A 16,253-nucleotide genomic window follows, 5' to 3' on the forward strand; every position below is an offset into this window, starting at 1 on the left:
CGGCCAGCGCGGCCATCCGGCGCTGATCGGCGCGGCCCTGATCCCGCAGCTGCTGACGCTGACGGGCGACGCCGGGGCGCGGGCGGTGCTGCAGGGGCTGGGCGACCGGCTGGTCCTGATCGAAGCCCCCGACGACGGGGTGCTGTTCGATGTGGACAAGCCAGCCGATCTAGAGCCCTAGGCCTTCACGAAGGGCAGGCTGGTGGTGGCCTGGCCGTTCAGGGCCAGGAGGGCGTTGGCGACGGCCGGCGCGATCACCGGGGTGCCGGGTTCCCCGGTGCCTGAGGGGGCGTTGCCGGAGGGGAGGATGTGGGTCTCCACCGTGGGGGCCTCGGAGTTGCGCAGCACCCGGTAGGTGTCGAAGTTGGTCTGCTCCACCACCCCGTCCTTCAGGGTGATCTTGCCGTAGAGCGCCGCCGACAGGCCGTAGCAGATGCCGCCTTCCATCTGGGCGGCGATCTGGTCAGGCGAGATGGCCGTTCCGCAGTCCACGGCGGTGACGACGCGGCCGACCTTGGGCTGCCCGTCCACCAGCTGCACCTCGGCCACCTGGGCCACCACAGTGCCGAAGCTCTCGTGCACCGCGACGCCGCGCGACCAGCCGGCGGTGGCCGGCTTGTCCCAGCCGGCCTTCTCGGCGACGAGGTTCAGCACCGCCAGGTGACGGGTCGCCCCGGCCTTTTCATAGAGGGTCCGGCGATAGGCCACCGGGTCCTTGCCGGCCTTGCGGGCCAGCTGGTCGATGGTGTGCTCCATGACAAAGGCGGTGTGGGTGGCCCCCACTGAGCGCCACCAGAGCACCGGAATGTTGACGTCAGGCATCAGCACCTGGGCGTCCACCACCGGGGTGGCCTTGAGATAGGGCGAGCCCTTGGTTCCCTCGACGGTGGTTTCGTCAACGCCCTTGGTGGGCATGGGCGAACCCTTCATCAGGGTCTGGGTGACCACGCGGTGGCGCCAGGAGACCGGGTAGCCCTCCTTGTCGACGGTGATCTTCACGGCGTGGTGGGTCAGGGGGCGGAAGTAGCCCGCCGCCGTGTCGTCCTCGCGGGTCCAGACCAGCTTCACCGGCCGCATCTTGCCGACCTTCTTGGCGATCTCGACGCACTCGGCCACGTAGTCGGACTGGAAATTGGCGCGGCGCCCGAAGGACCCACCCGCGAACAGGGTCTCGATCTCCACGGCGCCCGGCAGCATGCCGACGATCTTGGCGGTGTTCAGCTGGTCCACCGTCGGGATCTGCGAGCCGAAGGTCAGCTTGGCCTTGCCAGCGCCGACCTGGGCCACGCAGTTCATCGGCTCCAGGGCCGCGTGGGCCAGGAAGGGGAAATCGTAGGTGGTCTCGAAGATCGCGCCCTGGACCTTCTTGGCGGCGTCACCCTTGGTCTCGAAGGCCTGCCACTCGGTCTTTTCCGGCAGCGTTCCCTTGCCGGCCGCCCACTGACGGTAGTTCGCGGCCATGGTCTCGGAGCTGGCCTTCTCGGCGCCGGTCTCGTCCCAGGTCACCTTCAGGGCCTCGCGGCCCTTGCGGGCGGCCCAGGTGTTCTGCGCCACGACGGCGACGCCGGTGGGGATCTGGTAGACCTCCACCACGCCCGGGACCTTCCGGGCCTCGGCGGCGTCGAAGCTGCCCACCTTGGCGCCGTAGCGCGGGGCGTGGGCGACCATGGCGACGAGCATGTCGGGAAGCTGGACGTCCTGGGTGAAGCGGGCGGTGCCGTCGCTCTTGGCCTGGGAGTCCTTGCGACGCACCCGGTCGGTCCCGATCAGGGTGAAGGTCTTGGGATCCTTCAGCACCGGGGCCTTGGGCGGGGCGATCTTGCCGGCCTCGGGCAGCAGCTGGGCGAAGGTGGCCGACTTGCCGCTCTTGGCGTGGCTGACGACGCTGTCCTTGACGGTGATCTCGCCGACAGGCGCGTTCCACTTATTGGCGGCGGCCTCGATGAACATGGCCTTGGCGCCGGCGCCGGCCTGGCGCAGCTGGGTCCAGGAGTTGGAAATGGCCGAGGAGCCGCCGGTGCCCTGCACGCCCATGCCGGTGTTGGCGTAAATCTTGGCGATGGCGGGCGCCTGCTCGACCTTGACCTTGGTCCAGTCGGCGTCGAGCTCTTCGGCGACGATGGCGGCCAGGCCCGCATGGTTGCCCTGGCCGAATTCGATGTGCTTGGAGATCACCGTCACCGCGCCGTCAGCGCCGATCTTGATGAAGGGGCCGAAGGCGCCGAAGTCCTCCTTGGCGCCGACGCTGAGCAGGTCACCGGGGGAGCAGCCCACCAGAAGGGCGCCGCCCACCAGGGTCGCGCCGACCACCAGGTCGCGCCGGGTGGCGCCTTGGGTTTCGCGGGGGGAGAGGATCCTGTTCATGTCCGCTCCTAGATCTTGGCCGGGGCGGCGGGGGCCGCGACGGGGGTGACGGGCGGCGGGGCGGCGGCCGCCATGCCCGCGGCGTCCTTGATGGCCGCGCGGATCCGCTGATAGGTGCCGCAGCGGCAGATGTTGCCGTCCATGGCCGCGTCGATGTCGGCGTCGGTGGGGTTGGGCTTGGCGGCCAACAGGGCCGTGGCGCTCATGATCTGACCCGACTGGCAGTAGCCGCACTGCGGCACGTCATGCTTCACCCAGGCCTGCTGAAGGGGGCTGTTTCCGCCCAGGCTCTCGATGGTGGTGATCTTCATGCCGGCCAGGCCCTCGATGGGCATGACGCAGGAGCGGATCGGCTGGCCGTCGGCCAGCACCGTGCAGGCGCCGCACTGGGCCACCCCGCAGCCGAACTTGGAGCCGATGAGGCCAAGTTCATCCCGCAGCACCCACAGCAGGGGCGTGTCAGGGGCCGCCTTCACCGCCAACGGCTTGCCGTTCACGTCCAGTGTCATGGCCATGAGTCTGTCCCTCCCCGAATGAGATGCAAGCTGCATCTTAACGTCGTTTAGTCGCTGCGGTAAATGTCGCCGTCATGGCGGGGCCGCCCGCGACGCGCTAGGTAGGGCGACAAGCTCTCCGGAGAGGTCTCATGACACGCCGTGTTCTCGCTGTTCTCGCTGTCACAAGCCTGCTGACGGTTTCGCCTGCCCTGGCCGCCGACGGGGCCAAGGTCTTTCAGCTTCAGTGCAAGACCTGCCACGGCGCCAAGAGCACGCCGATGGGCCCCAGCCTGGCCGGGGTGGCGGGCCGCAAGATCGCGAGCCTGGCCGACTACAGGTATTCGGCCGGCCTGACGGCCAAGGCTCCGGCCGTCTGGACCGACGCCAATCTGGACGCCTATCTCGCCGCCCCCACCAAGTTCGCGCCGGGCACGCGGATGCCCACAGGCCTCGCCGGGCCCGCCGACCGCGCCGCGGTGGTGGCCTATATGAAGGGGCTGAAATGAGAGCCGCGCCGTGGATCGCGCTCGCCGCCGGCCTGGCCCTGGCCGGCTGCGCCACCGTCGCCCCTGAAGACGCCACCGACGCGCCCATGACCTATGCTTGCGACGCCGGGAAGCGCTTCGTGGCGTCCTATGCCCTGGATGGGCGGATCGTGCGGGTGACCGCTGGCGGCCAGACGACGACCCTGCGGCAGGTGAAGAAGAAGAGGGGCGATCCCATCTTCGCCGCCGGCGGCGTGACTCTTACCACCCAGGGAGCATCGGCGGATCTGGACGGCGCCCCGGCCGGTCCCTACCGGAACTGCAGAACCGGCTAGGTGGACGCCTTTCCCGCCTATTTCCCGCTGGCCGGCCGCAAGATCGTTGTGGCGGGGTCGGGCGAGGCCGCGGAGAACAAGCTGCGGCTGCTGGCCTCGTCACCGGCGACCCTGGTGCGGGTGGAGGGGGCCGATGCCTTCCTGAGCGGCAGCTATTCCGGCGCCCTGCTGGTTTTCATCGACGGCGAGGACGAGGCTTTCGCCAAGGGCGCGGCCGCGGCGGCGCGGGCCGCGCGGGTCCTGGTCAATGTCACCGACCGGCCTGAGCTCTGCGATTTCACCACGCCGGCCGTCATCGACCGGGGCGAGGTGGTGGCGGCCATCGGCACGGGCGGCGCGTCGCCCATGCTGGCGACCATGCTGCGCAACGACATCGAGCAGCGGGTGCCGGAGGGTACGGGCCGGGTCGCGGCCCTGTTCCGCAAATTCCAGGATGACGTCCGCGCCAAGTTCCCCGAATTGCACGCCCGGCGGGCCTTCCTGCGCGAGACCCTGTCGGGCGCGGTGGCGCAAGCCGCCCAGGGCGGCGACATGGAGAAGGCCCAGAGCCTGTTCCGCGACGCCATCGCCAAGGGCCCCAAGGCGGCCGGTAAGGTGCAGTTCGTGGCCGGGCGCGGGCCTGCCGATCTGCTGACCCTCCGCGCCAGCCGAGCCCTGGCCGCCGCCGACGTGATCGCCGCCGACGCCGCCGCCGACCCCGACATCCTGGCGATGGCGCGGCGCGACGCCGAGCGGCTGACGCCCCTTGAGGCAACGCCCCAGGCGATGATCGAGCTGGCCCAGTCCGGCCGCCGCGTGGTGCGGGTGGTGGTTCTGGCGCCGCCTGCAGAGGAAGCCCGGGCCCTGGCCGCCGCCGGTGTGACGGTCGAGGTCCTGGCGTCGGCGACGTGACGGGCCTGGCCCCCGACGACTGGGCGGCGATCGCCCTGTCCCTGAAGGTGGCCCTCGCCGCCACCGCCTTCGGCCTGCCCCTGGCGCTCGCCACGGCCCTGGCCCAGGCGCGCGGCAAATTCGGGCTGCGAGTGCTGTTGGATGTCCTGGTGACCCTGCCGCTGGTCCTGCCGCCGGTGGCGACCGGCTATGGCCTGTTGCTGCTGTTCGGCCGGAACGGTCCGATCGGAGAAGCCCTGGAGAAGGCGGGCGTCGTCTTCGCCTTCGACTGGACGGGCGCGGCCCTGGCGGCGGGGATCATGGCCTTCCCGCTGATGGTGCGACCCATGCGGCTGGCCATCGAGGCCCTGGACAAGGAGGTCGACGAGGTGGCCCGGACCCTGGGCGCCCCGCCCCTCGTGCGGTTCTTCCGCATCACTCTGCCCCTGGCCCTGCCCGGCGTGGCGGCGGGCGCGATCCTGGGGTTCGCCAAGGCGCTGGGGGAATTCGGGGCCACCATCACCTTCGTGGCCGCCATTCCGGGGGAGACTCTTACCCTCCCCGCCGCGATCTACGGCGCCACTCAGTCGCCGGGCGACGAGGCCCGCGCCGGCATGCTGTGCCTGGTGGCCGCCGCCATCGCCATCGGTGCGGTGCTGGTGTCCGACCTGGTGGGGCGGCTGGCCACCCGGACGTCCCGGGGCGCGCCCTAGGTATTTATCCGGGTAATATTGACTAAATATTGTATCCGGGTAAAAGGCGACGCTTCACCGGAGCCGTCCCATGTCCCTGCCGCAAGCCTATCGCCCCGCCGTCGACCGCGCCCTGCAGGCGGCGTTCGGCACGATAGAGATGGACAGCCTCGTCCCCGTCGCTGGCGGTCTCTCCGGCGCCCTGACCTATCGGATCCGCGTCGGGGGCATCGCCTATCTGCTGCGGGTCGAGACCCAGCGCGACGGCTTTCAGGATCCCCATCGCTGGCATCCGTGCATGGCCATCGCGGCCCAGGCCTGTCTGGCGCCCCGCGTCCGCTATGCCGACGCCACCGACGGTGTGGTGATCATGGAGTTCATCTCCGAGCAGTCCTGGGCCGTCGACTATGCCGGGACCCGTAGGGACCTGATTGTCGAGGCCGCCCAAGGCGTCCTCGCCCTCCACCAGACACAGGCCTTCCCGCCTCTCGTGGATTACATGCAGGGCATGGACGAGGTCTGGTCAGGGTTCCTGGCCACCGGCCTGCTGGCCAAGGCGGCGACCGCGGATCTGCTGGAGCGATACGGCCGGGTTCGCGCGGCCTACCGCACCGACCCGGCCGACCTGGTCTCCAGCCACAACGACCTGAACCCGCGCAACATCCTCTATGACGGGCGCAGGCTGTGGTTCATCGACTGGGAGAGCGCGTTCCTCGCCGACCGTCACGTGGACCTGGCGACCCTGGCCAACTTCATCACCCATGACGTCGGCGAGGAAGACCTGCTGCTGGCGACCTATTTCGGCCAGGCGCCTGACCCCCGCCAGCGGGCGCGGCATCTGGTGATGCGGCAGGTCAACCACCTGTTCTACGGCCTGATCATGCTGACCGCCGTGGCGCGGCTGCGTCCAGGCGAACGGGCGGCGGGCGGCCTGGAGGGGCCGTCGCTGGCGGAGATCCACCAGGGCATCGGCGCCGGGACCTTCGTCCTGGAGGGCTGGGAAGGTCAGGTCGCCTATGGCAGGGCGCGGCTCGCCCAGGCCCTGGCGGGGATGAAGACCGACGCCTTCGATCAGGCGGTCAGCATGCTGACCGCCTGACGGGCGCTAGTCGTGCAGGGACCGCTTGTTGGTCTCGGGCAGGAACAGCAGGCAGGTGACCACCGAGATCGCCGTGAAGGCGAAGGGGTACCAGAGGCCGGAATAGATATCGCCCACCGCCGCCACGATGGCGAAGGCGGTGAAGGGCACGAAGCCGCCGACCCAGCCGGTGCCGATATGGTAGGGCAGGGACATGGCGGTGTAGCGGATGCGGGTGGGGAACAGCTCCACAAGGGTCGCGGCGATGGGTCCGAACAGGGCCGTGGCGGCGATCACGAACACCATGAGCACGCCGAACACGCCGGGCAGGTTCATCCGCGCCGGATCGGCCTTCTCGGGATAGCCGGCGGCCTTCAGCCCGCCCTTGATGCGGCCCTCGATAGCGGCCTTCGCGGCCTTGGCGTCGTCCTTGGAAAGGCCGGCGATGGAGTCCGACTCGACGACGGCCGCGCCGATCTTCACCTGGGCCTTGGCGCCCGGCGCGCCCTGCTGGTTCTTGTAGGAGACCCCGGCGTTGGCCAGCGTGCCCTTGGCGATATCGCAGGAGGAGGTGAAGGCCGCCTTGCCCACAGGATCGAACTGCAGCGAGCACTCGGCCGGGTCGGCCACCACCACGATGGGGGTGCGGGCCTCCGCCTCGGCGAGCGCCGGGTTGGCGGTCTTGGCCAGCATGTGGAAGCCGGGGAAGTAGGCGGCCAGCATCAGGGTCATGCCAAACAGCATCACCGGCTTGCGGCCCACCTTGTCCGACAGCCAGCCGAAGAGGACGTAGAAGATGGCGCTGACCGCGGTGGCGGCCATCATCAGCATGTTGATGGTCTCGGCCGGGACCTTGAGGAACTTGTCCAGGAAGGTCTGGGTGTAGAAGAAGGCCGTGTACCAGACGGCGCCCTGGGCGAACATGATGGCCACCAGGGCCAGGAGCACGATCTTCAGGTTCTTCCAGGTGCCGAAGGCCTCGGTGAAGGGCGCCTTGGCGATCTCGCCTTCCTCTTTCATCTTGGCGAAGGCCGGGCTCTCCGACAGCTTCAGGCGCATGAAGATCGAGATGACCAGCAGGCCCGCCGAGAACAGGAACGGAATGCGCCAGCCCCAGGCGTCGAAGGCCTCGGGCCCGAAGTAGCGGCCCACCACGACCCGGGTCGCCAGGATCACCAGCAAGGCGCCGAACAGGCCGAAGGCGGCGGAGGTCTGCACCCAACTGGTGGAGCGGCCCCGGGCGCCGGGAGGCGCGTGCTCGGCCACATAGATGGCCGCGCCGCCGTATTCTCCGCCCAGCGCGAAGCCCTGCAGGATGCGCATCAGCACGAGCAGGGCCGGCGCGATGATCCCGACCTGGGCGTAGGTGGGCAGGAGGCCGATGGCCACGGTGGCGCCGCCCATCAGCACCACGGTGAACAGGAAGGCGCCCTTGCGTCCCACCCGGTCGCCGATGCGGCCGAACACCAGGGCGCCGAGCGGCCGGAAGGCGAAGCCCGCGCCGAACAGGGCGAGCGCGGCGATATAGCCGGCGGTCTCAGGGAGACCGGAGAAGAAGGTCTTGGAGATGACCTGGGTCAGGCTGCCGAAGACGAAGAAGTCGTACCATTCGAAGGTGGTCCCGGCGGCCGAGGCGCCCACCACGGTGCGCAACGAAGCTTCCTTCGGCGCCTTGGCCTCTTCAACTGCCGCCATACGTCTCTCCCCCGAGCTCTTTGTGGCCAAGGTCTAGCATTGGCTTGTGCGGCGTTGGAAGGGCGGGCGCGCTTCTCCTCTTCCACAAGTGGAGAGGAGGGGATTGGCTAGGCCACGGCCTCTTCGGCGAAGTCGGCGGGCGCGCTCAGGCGGGCGATCTCGGTCAGCAGGGCGGTGGGGGAGATCGGCTTGCCCACGACGCCGTCCATTCCGGCTCCCAGGTAGGACTGGTGCTGGTGGGACAGGACGTTGGCGGTCAGGGCCACGATGGGGGTCTGGGCCACGGGACCGCCCAGGGCGCGGATGCGGCGGCAGGCTTCCAGGCCGTCGATACCCGGCATCTGGACGTCCATCAGGATCAGGTCGAAGTCCCCGCGGGCCGCGGCCTCGACCCCCAGCAGGCCGTCGGCGGCGGTCTCGACGCTGGCGCCGAGATTCTCCAGCAGCTTGGTGGCGATCATGCGGTTGGTGGAATTGTCCTCCACCACCAGGATGCGCAGGCCCTCCAGCACCGGTTCGCCGGTGTCGGCGATGGCGACGACCGGCTCGGCCCTGGGAGCGGAAACCTCCAGCCAGAAGACCGAACCCTTGTCCTCAACCGAGGTGAAGCCCACCGCGCCGCCCATCATCTCCGCCAGCTTCTGGGTGATGGCCAGGCCCAGGCCCGAGCCGCCGAACTTGCGGGTGGTGGACGCGTCGCCCTGGTCGAAGCGCTGGAAGATGCGGCCCTGGGCGTCGGCGGGAATACCGACACCGGTGTCGGCGACCTCAAGGCGCAGCACCCGGCCGGCGCTCGTGTTGTGCAGGGCGGCGCGGATGGTGATCGACCCTTCCAGGGTGAACTTCACCGCATTGCCCACCAGGTTGAACAGGGCCTGGCGCAGCCGAACCGGGTCGGTGCGGACCCAGTCGAGATCGGCCAGGCCCTCGAGCTTCAGCTCCAGCCCCTTGGCTTCGGCCTGCGGTCGCAGCAGGCGGGTGACCCCCTGGATCAGGGCGGCGGGATCGACGGACTCCTCGGCCAGGGCCAGGGCGCCGGCCTCGATCTTGGAGAAGTCGATCACGTCGTTGAGGAGCTCGGCCAGCATCTGGCCGCAGGAGAGCGCCTCCTCCAGCATGGCCCGGCCGTCCTGGCTCAGGCTCTCGGTCTTCAGCAGGTGCAGGACCCCCATCACCCCGTTCATCGGCGTGCGGATCTCGTGGCTCATATTGGCTAGGAAGGCGGCCTTGGCCTCGGCGCCGGCCTGGGCGGCCTGCTGGGCCTCGATGAGGGCCAGCTCCTGGCGCTTGCGCTGGTCGAAGTCGTGGACGAGGCCGACACCTTTCAGCCAGCGGCCCTTGGAGTCGCGCTTGAGGTGGTGGAACACCCGCATCCAGCGAGCCTCGCCGGAGGGCGTCATGATGCGGGCCTCGAAGGCCTCGCCCGACTTGCGGCGGTCGGCGTTGATGTCGAGGAAGGCCTGGCGCACGCCGGCCATGTCGTCCTCGTGGAACTTGGGGAAGTTCAGCTTCAGGGCGTCTCCATAGCTGCGTGAGGAGCGGCCGATCAGCTTCTTGAACTCCGGGCTGGCCCAGAAGGTCTTGTTGACGTGGTCGATCTCATAGACCCCGGCGTCGGCGGCGCTGAGCGCCACCTTCAGACGCCGGGCGTTGGTCTGGGCCTCGCGCCGGGCGCTGGCCACCGCCGAGATGTCGTCCACATAGGCCAGCATGCCGCCGATCTCGCCGGCGGCGTTCAGCCAGGGCCGCGCCTCCCAGCGCACCCAGTGCTTGCCGCCCTGGCTGTCGGTGAAACGGTCCTCCTTGCTGGAGATCACCTCCCCCTTCAGGGCCCGCCGCTGGGCGGCCAGGAACTTCTTGGGAATGGTGGGGAAGACGTCCTCCAGCCTCAGCCCCAAATGGTCGCGGTGGCCCAGGCTGAAGGCGTGCCGCCAGCGGTTCGAGATCATCAGGTAGCGCAGGTCGCGGTCGAACATGGCCACCGCGAAGGGGGCGTTCTCAATCAGCTGACGGATTTGCCGCTCGGCGGCCACGGCCGCGTCGCGGGCGGCGATCATCTCGGTGATGTCCTGCGACATCCCCTTGAGCGCGAAGACGCCCCCTCGTCGGGGCTCACAATGGAAGGTGGCGCGCCAGGTCGACCAGCGGCCGTCCTTGTTGCGCATCCGGTGTTCAAGCGTCTGGGGGATACCCTCCAGGATGCCGCGGTTGAAGGCGGACCGGACGGCCTGGGCCTCGTCGGGATGCAGGATTTCGCGGAAGGCCTCGGCGCTCCCCATTTCGTCGCGGCTGTAGCCGGTGATGGCAAGGATATCGTCGGACCAGTCGAGGCGCTCGCCGGCCGGCTCGAAGGACCAGGTGCCGACGCCCGCGCTCTCCGAGAGCAGCAGGCGCGTGCGGCGGGCATCCTCCACCTCGGCCTGGCGCTCCCGGTCCTGGGTGGCGTCGCGCAGGGTTCCGATGATGTGCCCGTCGTGGTCAGCTGGCTACGACCCTCGAACCAGCGGTAGGAGCCGTCCTTCATCCGCATGCGGGCGACGTTCTGGCCAGTGCGGGTCTCGATCAGCTGTTCGGCGAACTCGCCGAAGGCCTCCAGGTCGTCGGGATGAATGAAGTCGGCGGCGGACTTGCCGAGAATCTCGTCGCTGGCCCAGCCGGTCGTCGCCGTCCAGGCCGGGTTCACCAATTTGAATCGGGCGTCAGGACCGATGACGAGCAACAACTCCTGGCTGTTGGTGAACAGCCACTGGATCATCAGGCCGTGCTCCGTCGGCGTGTTGTCCGCACGCTCTGCCGGCATAGAAATCGTCCCCCGCGTTCGAGGCCGACTCTTAGGCGGGAAGCGTAAACGCAACGTTCGAAGAACGCCGTTTGATCGCGAAGGTTGAAGTTATTTCAACCGGGGGCCGTGGAGGGCGCCGAGCCGCGGGCCTTACCAAAATTTCACTATCATGCGATGCGCACTACCTTGTATGAAGCAGTACCTTGCGATGTTCGATCGAGGGTTTTGGAGGCAGGCCGCGTGGAAGCCGTGGAAGTTCAACTGAAGAAGGGGGTGCTCGAGATGTGCGTGCTCGCGCTCCTCTCCCGGGGCGACAACTACGCCTACGAGATCGCCAGCCGGTTGGCCGAAGGGATCGATATGGGGGAAGGCACCATCTATCCGCTGATGCGGCGGATGCAGGCCGATGGGCTGGTGGACACCTATCTGGTGGAGTCTTCCTCGGGTCCGCCGCGCAAATATTATCGGCTGACCGAGGCCGGGAAGACCAACTTCATCAGCCAGAAGCAGGCCTGGGTCTCGTTCTCCAAGGCCGTCAACGCCATCCTGGGAGACGCCCAATGACCCGCCAGGCGTTCCTTGCCCGGCTGCGGGAGGGCCTCGCTGGCCTGCCCGCCCATGCCATCACCGACATCGCCGCCGACTATGAGGCGCACTTCGCCGAGGGCGAGGCCGCCGGCCGCACCGAGGCCGAAGTCGCCGCCGCCCTGGGCGACCCTGGCCGCCTGGCTCGCGAGCTGCGCGCCGAGGCGGGCCTGAAGCGCTGGGAGTCGGAGCGCAACCCGTCGGCGGCCGCCTCGGCGGTCTTCGCGGTCCTGGGGCTCGGGGCCATCGACCTGCTGATCCTGCTGCCCATCGTGCTCTCCATCGCCGGAACCCTGCTCGGCCTGTTCGTGGCGGTGATCGCGGTGTTCGGCTCGGGGGGCTTTGTCTTCGCCGCCGGTCCGTTCCTGGACCCGCCGGGCGGCGTGGCCGCGGCCATGCTGGCCGGGATCGGCCTGATGGCGGGCTCAGTGTCTCTGGGCGCCGTGCTCTGCCTGGTCACCGTCGGCTTCGTGAACCTGCTCGTCTGGTACGGGCGTCTCCACTACCGGCTGCTGAAGCCGGCCATTGAACCTCAAGCCTGAAGGCCCCTGACATGATCCGCCTTCTCGTCATCATCGCCGTGGTGGGCTTTCTCACCTGCATCGTCACCCTCGGCGGCGCCGTGGCCCTCGGCGGCCGCGATATCGCCGCCCAGGGCTGGGACCGCTGGAGCTGGTCTGACCGTGACTGGGACATCGGCTGGGATGAGCACGGCAAGCGCCACAGCAGTTGGCGCAACCACCACAAGGACGATCCCGAATGGGCGTCGGTCACCCGGGAGCTGGCCTGGGACGGGGGGACCGCCCTGATCCTGGACGTGCCCGCCGAGGTCACCTTCACCCAAGGCGGCGAAGGCCCCGGCAAGCTGACGGTCACCGGACCCAAGCGCTCCCTCGACACCCTGACCCTTTCGGCCGGCCGGCTCAGTGACCGCGTCAGTCACACAGGCGCGCGTCTGAAAGTCGTCATGACCGCGCCCAAGGTCACCCGCTTCGAGCTGAAGGGCGTCGATCGCCTCAATATCGAGGCCTATGACCAGGACAGCCTGGAGATCAGCACCACCGGCATGGCCAAGGTCGCGGGCCAGGGCAAGACCAAGGCCCTGACCCTCAACATGACCGGCGCCGGCGAGGCGGATCTCGCAGGCCTCGACGCCGAGACCGTCGAGGTGGACATCTCGGGCGCGGCCGAAGCCACGGTGGCGCCCCGCACCAGCGCCAGGCTGGACATCTCAGGCTCGGGAGAGGTCGATCTGAAGACCCGCCCCTTGAAGCTGGAAAAGAACATCTCCGGCTCAGGCGAGGTGCACGAGCTGGAATCCTAGAGATCCGCGCAAGCGGAGCGGCCGACGGTTCTTCCCCAAAAAAGACAACCGGCCTGACTGGCCCAGGGCGCTCCCCCGCCCTGGGCTCTTTCTTGTGGTCCCGCCCAGTCGCCTGCCGGCCGCTGCGCCTTAGAAGGCGTTCTCGCCGGTGATGGCCCGGCCCAGGATCAGGGCGTGGACGTCGTGAGCGCCTTCATAGGTGTTGACGGTCTCCAGGTTCGCCGCGTGACGCATCACGTGGTACTCGCCTGAAATCCCGTTGCCGCCGTGGATGTCGCGGGCCTCGCGGGCGATGGCCAGCGCCTTGCCGCAGTTGTTGCGCTTCATCAGGCTGATGGCTTCCGGCACCCATGCGCCCTGGTCCAGCAGGCGGCCCAGCGCCAGGGAGCCCTCGAAGCCGAGCGCGATTTCGGTCTGCATGTCGGCGAGCTTCTTCTGCACCAGCTGACGGGCGGCGAGCGGCTTGCCGAACACGCTGCGGGTCTTGGTGTAGTCGCGGCTGGCGTGCAGGCAGAATTCCGCCGCGCCCATGGCCCCCCAGGAAATGCCGTAGCGGGCCTTGTTCAGGCAGGAGAACGGCCCCCGCAGACCAGAGACATTGGGCAGCATCTGGTCTTCCGGCACGAAGACGTCGGCGAGTGCGATCTCGCCGGTGATGGAGGCGCGCAGGGACAGCTTGTTCTGGATCTTCGGCGTCTCGAAACCCTCCGAGCCGCGGTCCACCAGGAAGCCCCGGATCACCCCGTCCAGCTTGGCCCAGACCAGGGCGACGTCGCAGATCGGCGAGTTGCTGATCCACATCTTGGAGCCGCTCAAGGTGTAGCCGCCGGGCGCCTTGCGGGCCACGGTGCGCATGGAGGCGGGGTCGGAGCCGCCGTCGGCCTCGGTGAGGCCGAAACAGCCGATGATCTCACCCTTAGCCATGCCGGGCAGGTACTTGCGCTTCTGCTCTTCCGATCCGAAGGCGTAGATCGGGTACATCACCAGGGACGACTGGACGCTCATGGCCGAACGGTAGCCGGAGTCGATCGCCTCGATCTCGCGGGCGATCAGGCCGTAGGCCACGTGGTTGACGCCGGCGCCGCCGTACTCCTCCGGCAGGGTGGGGCCAAGGAAACCCAGGGCGCCCATCTCGGTCATGATCTCGCGGTCGAACCGCTCCTCGGCATAGGCAGAGACCACCCGGGGCAGCAGCTTTTCGCGGGCATAGGACCGGGCCGCGTCCCAGACCATGGTCTCCTCCTCGGAGAGCCGGGACTTCATGTCCAGGGGATCTTCCCAGTCGAAGGTCTTGGCGGCGCTGTCCTGAGCCATGGTTTTTTCCTGCGCTAAAACTGCAGGCCTTATGACGCCAAGTCAGGTCCCTGTGTAGACGCCTTTGCGCTTCTCCAGGAACGAGGCGCGGGACTCCTTCACGTCATTGGTGGCCCGGCGGGCGAAGGAGAGGCCGACGGATTCGTATTTCAGGGCGGTGTCGAGGTCGCTTTCGAAGTTGGTCTGCAGCACCTTCTTGGCGGTGCGCACCGCCAGCGGCGGCCAGCGGGTGATCTCCTCGGCATAGGCCAGGGCCGCGTCGAGAAGCTGGTCGTGCGCCACCAGGCGATTGAGCAGGCCCAGGGACTTCGCCTCTTCGGCCAGGACCATGCGGCTGGTCATGATCAGATCGGCGGCGTCGGCATAGCCGACGATGCGCGGCAGCAGCCAGCTCATCCCTGAGTCGGGCGACAGGCTGCGCTCGACGAAGGTGGTCTTGAAGCGGGCGTGCTCGGAGCCGATGCGGACGTCGCATCCGAGCGCCGCACTCATGCCGGCGCCCGCGCAGACCCCGTTGATGGCGCCGATCAGCGGCTTGTCGAAGTCGTGGAACAGCCTGGCCCACCGCCCCACCCAGCTCATCTCGTCAAGCCGTGCGTTCTGGCTGGTCTCAGGGGGAGGCGCCTGGCCGGTCAGGTCGGCCCCGGAACAGAAGCCCCGCCCAGCCCCGGTGAGAATCACCGCGCGGATATTGTCGTCCTCGCGCGCCAGGGCGAAGGCGGCGTGGACGTCGGCGCGCAGTTCGCCACTGATGGCGTTCAGTTTTTCCGGGCGATTCAGGGTGATGATGCCGGCGTGGCCGCGGGTCTCATACTCGATCGTCTGCCAGGTCATGCGCGTCTCCCCTTTTATCGCGACCCTCACGTTCCTTGCGCGGGGAGGCAAGGGCGATCTGAAGCAGTGGTGTCAACGGTGCGACAGTCCGCCCACTCGCGCTTCGCGCGAATCATGTGAGTCTGTGCGGAGAACGTCGCAACCTTCCGCGACGGTCGGTCGTTCCCGTGTCAGGCGTTCAAGACCAAGGGACCACCCATGTCGCTTACCCGTACGGAGTCCAACCCGTTCGACCTGGTCCGGCCCTTCGTGGTGCTGGCCGTGTTCGCGTTCTTCGTCGGCTTTGCGATCTACATGGTCGCGGGCGCGGGCAGCGTCGCCACCGCCTATTCCCGAACCCACGCCGCGGCACCGATTTCCCTGGACTCTATCGACTGGGACAGCCGCAAGGCCATCTAGCGCGGCCCTACTTGCCCCGCGCCACGAACCAGCCGTTGCGGAATTTCTCGTCGGCCTTGCCGTAGACGAAGGCCTCGCCCTCGGGCGTCAGCACGCTTCCCCCCGCCGCTTCCAGCACCGCGTGGCCGGCGGCTATGTCCCACTCCATCGTCGGGCCATGGCGCGGATAGACATCAGCCGAGCCCTCCGCCAGGCGGCAGAACTTGATGGAGGAATCCATCGCGCTGGGGGTGTCGAAGCCGTACTTGTCGGCCAGGGCCTTGATCGTCTCTTCCTTCATGGTGTGACTGACCAGGGCGACGGCCTTGCCCTGAGGCCAGGCCCGGGCCTGGACCGGCCTCCCGGCCTCGCCCACCAAGCGCTTCATCGTCTGGCCGGCCTCCGTGTACCAGGTCTCGCCCGAGGCCGGGGCGCAGACGGCTCCGGCCACGGGGCGGCGGTGTTCGATCAGGGCGATATTGACCGTGAAGTTAGGGTCGCCGCGCACGAAGGCCTTGGTGCCGTCCACCGGATCCACCAGGAAGAAGCGCTCGCCCACGGCGTCGGGGGTCCCGAACTCGCTGGCGTCCTCCTCGGAGATCACGTGGACGCCCGGGAAGTGGGTCTCAAGCCGCTGCAGGATCAGGGCCTCGCCGCGCCGGTCGGCTTCGGTGACCGGGCTCTCGTCGGCCTTGGAGAAGACCTCAAGGCCTGACTTCCAAAGCGGCAGGACCAGGCGGCCGGCCTCTTCGACGATGTCGGCCAGCAGGGCGCCGACATCGGTGTTGAAACTGCTCATCGCCTGATGCTCCGGGGGTCATCGCTCACAAAGGTCAGGGGCACGATCGCAGTGTCGATCACCTGCTTGCCCGCTTCCTGGAAATTCACCGTCACCTTGCGCCCCGCCACCGACTGCACCTGACCCGGTCCCCAGTCGGCCCGGCCCGGATGGCGCACGATGACGCCGGGCTGGAGGAAGGGATCGGAACCGCTCATGAGGCGGTTACCTATCCGCCTGCC

The 16,253-nt window shown here is 68.6% G+C and carries 17 protein-coding genes and 2 pseudogenes; 10 read left to right on the forward strand and 9 right to left on the reverse strand.

The window, feature by feature from the left end:
* Nucleotides 1-181: pseudogene (locus OCL97_RS11595) on the forward strand (nucleotidyltransferase family protein); the annotation flags it as partial.
* Here the strand turns inward: OCL97_RS11595 and OCL97_RS11600 are convergent.
* Together OCL97_RS11600 and OCL97_RS11605 are read right to left on the reverse strand one after the other, a co-directional pair.
* Nucleotides 178-2,364 carry a xanthine dehydrogenase family protein molybdopterin-binding subunit gene (locus tag OCL97_RS11600; protein ID WP_377370199.1) on the reverse strand — a complete coding sequence of 729 codons (2,187 nt, stop codon included), beginning with the start codon at nt 2,362-2,364 and terminating at the stop codon, nt 178-180. The pseudogene OCL97_RS11595 and the gene OCL97_RS11600 overlap by 4 nt on opposite strands.
* 8 nt (nt 2,365-2,372) lie before the next feature.
* Nucleotides 2,373-2,879 carry a (2Fe-2S)-binding protein gene (locus OCL97_RS11605; protein WP_377370200.1) on the reverse strand — a complete coding sequence of 169 codons (507 nt, stop codon included), beginning with the start codon at nt 2,877-2,879 and terminating at the stop codon, nt 2,373-2,375.
* 131 nt (nt 2,880-3,010) lie between these two features.
* Between OCL97_RS11605 and OCL97_RS11610 the strand changes: the two genes are divergently transcribed.
* The 5 genes from OCL97_RS11610 to OCL97_RS11630 all read left to right on the forward strand — a co-directional run bounded on the left by OCL97_RS11610 (nt 3,011) and on the right by OCL97_RS11630 (nt 6,342).
* Nucleotides 3,011-3,367, forward strand: coding sequence for a c-type cytochrome (locus OCL97_RS11610; protein ID WP_377370201.1), 357 nt, complete (start codon nt 3,011-3,013; stop codon nt 3,365-3,367).
* Nucleotides 3,364-3,681: a hypothetical protein gene (locus OCL97_RS11615; protein WP_377370202.1), complete on the forward strand. Its 318-nt coding sequence runs from the start codon at nt 3,364-3,366 to the stop codon at nt 3,679-3,681. Before OCL97_RS11610 ends, OCL97_RS11615 begins: the two co-directional genes overlap by 4 nt.
* Entirely contained in the window at nt 3,682-4,572 is an 891-nt protein-coding gene (locus OCL97_RS11620; RefSeq protein ID WP_377370203.1) for a precorrin-2 dehydrogenase/sirohydrochlorin ferrochelatase family protein, read from the forward strand.
* On the forward strand, nt 4,569-5,264 hold the full coding sequence (gene modB, locus OCL97_RS11625; protein WP_305762682.1) for a molybdate ABC transporter permease subunit: 696 nt from the start codon (nt 4,569-4,571) through the stop codon (nt 5,262-5,264). Before OCL97_RS11620 ends, modB begins: the two co-directional genes overlap by 4 nt.
* A 70-nt stretch (nt 5,265-5,334) precedes the next feature.
* On the forward strand, nt 5,335-6,342 hold the full coding sequence (locus OCL97_RS11630) for a phosphotransferase (RefSeq protein ID WP_377370204.1): 1,008 nt from the start codon (nt 5,335-5,337) through the stop codon (nt 6,340-6,342).
* A gap of 6 nt (nt 6,343-6,348) precedes the next feature.
* Here OCL97_RS11630 and OCL97_RS11635 read toward each other — a convergent pair whose 3' ends face one another.
* The 3 genes and pseudogenes from OCL97_RS11635 to OCL97_RS11645 all read right to left on the reverse strand — a co-directional run.
* Nucleotides 6,349-8,016 (reverse strand): MFS transporter, encoded by a 1,668-nt coding sequence (locus tag OCL97_RS11635; protein WP_304776005.1) that lies wholly within the window; start codon nt 8,014-8,016, stop codon nt 6,349-6,351.
* Between the two features lie 107 nt (nt 8,017-8,123).
* Entirely contained in the window at nt 8,124-10,430 is a 2,307-nt protein-coding gene (locus OCL97_RS11640) for a PAS domain-containing hybrid sensor histidine kinase/response regulator (protein ID WP_377370205.1), read from the reverse strand.
* 110 nt (nt 10,431-10,540) lie between these two features.
* A pseudogene (locus tag OCL97_RS11645) lies at nt 10,541-10,816 on the reverse strand (PAS domain S-box protein); the annotation flags it as partial.
* Nucleotides 10,817-11,080: 264 nt separating this feature from the next.
* Here OCL97_RS11645 and OCL97_RS11650 point away from each other — a divergent pair.
* From OCL97_RS11650 to OCL97_RS11660, 3 genes are read left to right on the forward strand one after another with little or no spacing between them, the layout of a single operon-like run.
* Nucleotides 11,081-11,362 carry a PadR family transcriptional regulator gene (locus OCL97_RS11650; protein WP_304776141.1) on the forward strand — a complete coding sequence of 94 codons (282 nt, stop codon included), beginning with the start codon at nt 11,081-11,083 and terminating at the stop codon, nt 11,360-11,362.
* Nucleotides 11,359-11,925 (forward strand): DUF1700 domain-containing protein, encoded by a 567-nt coding sequence (locus tag OCL97_RS11655; protein ID WP_304776001.1) that lies wholly within the window; start codon nt 11,359-11,361, stop codon nt 11,923-11,925. Before OCL97_RS11650 ends, OCL97_RS11655 begins: the two co-directional genes overlap by 4 nt.
* Nucleotides 11,926-11,936: 11 nt before the next feature.
* Complete coding sequence (locus OCL97_RS11660) at nt 11,937-12,707, forward strand: GIN domain-containing protein (protein WP_377370206.1); 771 nt, start codon at nt 11,937-11,939, stop codon at nt 12,705-12,707.
* Nucleotides 12,708-12,836: 129 nt separating this feature from the next.
* Here OCL97_RS11660 and OCL97_RS11665 read toward each other — a convergent pair whose 3' ends face one another.
* On the reverse strand, nt 12,837-14,021 hold the full coding sequence (locus tag OCL97_RS11665) for an acyl-CoA dehydrogenase (protein WP_377370207.1): 1,185 nt from the start codon (nt 14,019-14,021) through the stop codon (nt 12,837-12,839).
* Between the two features lie 42 nt (nt 14,022-14,063).
* Complete coding sequence (locus tag OCL97_RS11670; RefSeq protein ID WP_377370208.1) at nt 14,064-14,855, reverse strand: enoyl-CoA hydratase/isomerase family protein; 792 nt, start codon at nt 14,853-14,855, stop codon at nt 14,064-14,066.
* A gap of 198 nt (nt 14,856-15,053) precedes the next feature.
* On the opposite strand from OCL97_RS11670, the gene OCL97_RS11675 reads away from it, so the two are divergent.
* The gene (locus OCL97_RS11675) at nt 15,054-15,254 is read left to right on the forward strand and encodes a hypothetical protein (protein WP_377370209.1); all 201 of its coding nucleotides are present in this window, start codon (nt 15,054-15,056) and stop codon (nt 15,252-15,254) included.
* Between the two features lie 7 nt (nt 15,255-15,261).
* On the opposite strand, the gene cysQ is transcribed toward OCL97_RS11675, so the two are convergent.
* A complete protein-coding gene (gene cysQ / locus OCL97_RS11680; RefSeq protein WP_377370210.1) occupies nt 15,262-16,032 on the reverse strand; it encodes a 3'(2'),5'-bisphosphate nucleotidase CysQ in 771 nt (256 codons plus the stop codon).
* Nucleotides 16,029-16,229, reverse strand: coding sequence for a DUF3553 domain-containing protein (locus OCL97_RS11685; protein ID WP_377370211.1), 201 nt, complete (start codon nt 16,227-16,229; stop codon nt 16,029-16,031). The genes cysQ and OCL97_RS11685 overlap by 4 nt, the downstream gene beginning before the upstream one ends.
* Nucleotides 16,230-16,253 lie beyond the last annotated feature (24 nt).

Source organism: Phenylobacterium ferrooxidans (genome assembly GCF_042714595.1).
Classification (GTDB): domain Bacteria; phylum Pseudomonadota; class Alphaproteobacteria; order Caulobacterales; family Caulobacteraceae; genus Phenylobacterium; species Phenylobacterium ferrooxidans.

Excerpts from the sequence above, each read along its gene's own strand:
- OCL97_RS11660 (WP_377370206.1), top strand. The coding sequence starts at position 11,937 with ATGATCCGCCTTCTCGTCATCATCGCCGTGGTGGGCTTTCTCACCTGC.
- OCL97_RS11670 (WP_377370208.1), bottom strand. The coding sequence starts at position 14,855 with ATGACCTGGCAGACGATCGAGTATGAGACCCGCGGCCACGCCGGCATC.
- OCL97_RS11610 (WP_377370201.1), top strand. The coding sequence starts at position 3,011 with ATGACACGCCGTGTTCTCGCTGTTCTCGCTGTCACAAGCCTGCTGACG.
- OCL97_RS11655 (WP_304776001.1), top strand. The coding sequence starts at position 11,359 with ATGACCCGCCAGGCGTTCCTTGCCCGGCTGCGGGAGGGCCTCGCTGGC.
- OCL97_RS11605 (WP_377370200.1), bottom strand. The coding sequence starts at position 2,879 with ATGGCCATGACACTGGACGTGAACGGCAAGCCGTTGGCGGTGAAGGCG.
- OCL97_RS11675 (WP_377370209.1), top strand. The coding sequence starts at position 15,054 with ATGTCGCTTACCCGTACGGAGTCCAACCCGTTCGACCTGGTCCGGCCC.
- OCL97_RS11615 (WP_377370202.1), top strand. The coding sequence starts at position 3,364 with ATGAGAGCCGCGCCGTGGATCGCGCTCGCCGCCGGCCTGGCCCTGGCC.
- OCL97_RS11635 (WP_304776005.1), bottom strand. The coding sequence starts at position 8,016 with ATGGCGGCAGTTGAAGAGGCCAAGGCGCCGAAGGAAGCTTCGTTGCGC.
- OCL97_RS11630 (WP_377370204.1), top strand. The coding sequence starts at position 5,335 with ATGTCCCTGCCGCAAGCCTATCGCCCCGCCGTCGACCGCGCCCTGCAG.
- OCL97_RS11650 (WP_304776141.1), top strand. The coding sequence starts at position 11,081 with ATGTGCGTGCTCGCGCTCCTCTCCCGGGGCGACAACTACGCCTACGAG.
- OCL97_RS11600 (WP_377370199.1), bottom strand. The coding sequence starts at position 2,364 with ATGAACAGGATCCTCTCCCCCCGCGAAACCCAAGGCGCCACCCGGCGC.
- cysQ (WP_377370210.1), bottom strand. The coding sequence starts at position 16,032 with ATGAGCAGTTTCAACACCGATGTCGGCGCCCTGCTGGCCGACATCGTC.
- OCL97_RS11665 (WP_377370207.1), bottom strand. The coding sequence starts at position 14,021 with ATGGCTCAGGACAGCGCCGCCAAGACCTTCGACTGGGAAGATCCCCTG.
- OCL97_RS11685 (WP_377370211.1), bottom strand. The coding sequence starts at position 16,229 with ATGAGCGGTTCCGATCCCTTCCTCCAGCCCGGCGTCATCGTGCGCCAT.